This window comes from Bacillus sp. 05T31 (genome assembly GCF_056396725.1).
This window is the reverse complement of the sequence record NZ_JBFTMA010000693.1, coordinates 1-2,368: the sequence shown is the minus strand read 5'-3', so window position 1 is coordinate 2,368 and position 2,368 is coordinate 1. Positions and strand designations below refer to the sequence as shown.

The following is a 2,368-nucleotide window of genomic DNA, read 5'->3' as shown; positions in this document are numbered from 1 at the left end:
GACGTTCACGTTGTTTGTTTCGTTCAGTTTTCAAAGAACTTGTTTGCCGCTCATTTGCGACTCCCTTATGTTAACATTTTCATATTTCAATGTCAACCAAGTTTTTTTATTTCTTTTGTCGCTTTCTTCGTTGTTGCTATCGGCGACTTGTCCTATATTACACCTCTATATAATAATAGTCAACATTTCTTTTTCATTTTCTAAAAAAAAATCCCACACACTCATACCTCATCTTTATTTTACATATATATATAATCAAGATACATGAAAGGAGTGCATCAATTGTTGGATCCTTCCTTATTACACATCATTAGTACTAATGCAAGAAGCCCACACTATCATAGAAACTTTCCTCTCATTCTATTTTGGAGTCAAAAAAGTGGTTGTACTTCCCTTGCTAAGTGGTTTTTTTACCAGATTGATTTATTACAAACAGCTTTAAACTATCACCCCTTCATCCATAATTTCGAATATGAAATATACAAAAGTACACCGGCCTATAATATACGGCTGAGTGTAGCACTACGAGATAAACAAAAGGAAACTTTCAAACTGGTTCGCAATCCGTTTAGAAGAGCAGTCAGTTCTTTCGTGTCCTTAATTGCACCTCCTTATGTAGAAAATGAAGAATGGAAACCCATTCGAAAGTTTTTATATCAAAATGAAAATTCTCCTAAAGGAATCTCATTCAAACAATTTTTATACTACCTATTTACTAAAGGTGCTCATGCAAATGATATTAACGCTCACTTTACACAACAATATATAGCAGCTGAAGAAGAGTATGTAACCAATTATATATACTTAGAAAATTTCTATCAGGAAATGAAAGAATTAGAAAAACATTTCGAATTAAAACCTGCACCGATAAATGAGTTTTCAACATCATGGCATCATCAAACCCCTGCCATGATTTATAAAGGGAATTTCAGCGATGCCGATATTACTGATCCTTTATTCCCTCGTCACCCGACTTTTGAAAGCTTTTATGATGATGAATGTATACAGCTCGTCAAAACAATATTTCAAAAAGATTTCGATACATATAGATATAACAAAGAATATCCCTACTAATTTAAGTCCATTATCTTCGCTAAATATAAAAAGATACCTTATACATATATATGAGGTATCTTTTTAACATTTAAACTATATAAAACATACAATTTAACAGTCCCTACTATCCATTTTATTACCCTTTAATAGATTACGTAACTTTTGCTTATCCGCCCATCCTACTCCAATTAAAACTAGACTCCCTCCCATTATTATCTTCCATGTCAGAGATTCATTTAATAGGATAATTGAAGTAATGATACTTATTAACGGCAATCCATTTAAGTATAGTCCACTTATTGATGCCGAGACCGTCTCTAGCGCTTTATTCCAGAACCAATATGCTAAAATTGTTGCCCCAATAATAAGGTATAATACACTAAATCCAATCTTCCATGTTTCGATTTTTGGGAAACCGTAGTAAAAAAATTCTATCATTGCAAATGGCAACACAATAGCTGCACCTACCATTAGTGTTACTGTAGTGAAAACTTTATTAGATAAACGTCGTTCTTGTTTTGGCCGTTTTAACAAAACTGTGTAGAACGCAAATAAAAAGGTACTTAATAAAATAAGTATATCTCCTATTAAAGACACCTCTTGATTAGTATCGCTAGATGGAATTGTAATAAAGAGCACTCCTATAGCGCCCAACATAATTCCGATCCAATAATCCATCTGAATTTTCTCTTTCAGAAAGAACGCTGAAAAAAGAATTGTAACTAATGGCAATGCAGCATCAATAATACTAACATGTAATCCACTTGTTAAAGAAATACCATAGGATGTGAACATAAAGTACCCAGCTACACCAGTAAAAGACAGTAAACTCATTCTTTTCCACGGAATATGTTTATGTATAACTGCTTTTTATAGTTCGTTAAATGAGAAAAACATACAAATCCCMCCYGCRARGAAAAGACGAATAAATAACAAAGTAAAYGGTTGAATRGATTCTAATGCCCATTTYGTTGGYGCAATGGCTGTCCCCCATAATATAACAGCCACTAATAACATGCATATTTCTTTCATAATCCCCACACCCATCAAAAARTATATGTTAACTACCTTAATTATAGATTTTTTCTTAWGTAAAATCCCTTAAAAATACAAAAAGGTTAAGTGAAAAAGAACTGGATAGCTATTTTTCACTTAACCTTTTCATATAAGATCAAAAACATTATTGTTCATTCGACAACTAAATTAACACAAAAAGGTAATCCTTACCTTCTATTTATATTTAAACGTATTACTTTATCATCCAAATTTTATTTTATACCATTTCTATTTCATTATTTTTTCATCTTTAGGG

1 protein-coding gene and 1 pseudogene are annotated in these 2,368 nt (G+C 31.8%); one reads left to right on the top strand and one right to left on the bottom strand.

Annotated features, from left to right (window positions below; genetic code table 11):
- The first annotated feature begins 282 nt into the window (after positions 1–282).
- Positions 283–1,074 carry a sulfotransferase family 2 domain-containing protein gene (locus tag AC1DJR_RS26720; protein WP_429688978.1) on the top strand — a complete coding sequence of 264 codons (792 nt, stop codon included), beginning with the start codon at positions 283–285 and terminating at the stop codon, positions 1,072–1,074.
- Between the two features lie 93 nt (positions 1,075–1,167).
- Here AC1DJR_RS26720 and AC1DJR_RS26715 read toward each other — a convergent pair.
- Positions 1,168–2,088: pseudogene (locus tag AC1DJR_RS26715) on the bottom strand (DMT family transporter).
- Positions 2,089–2,368 lie beyond the last annotated feature (280 nt).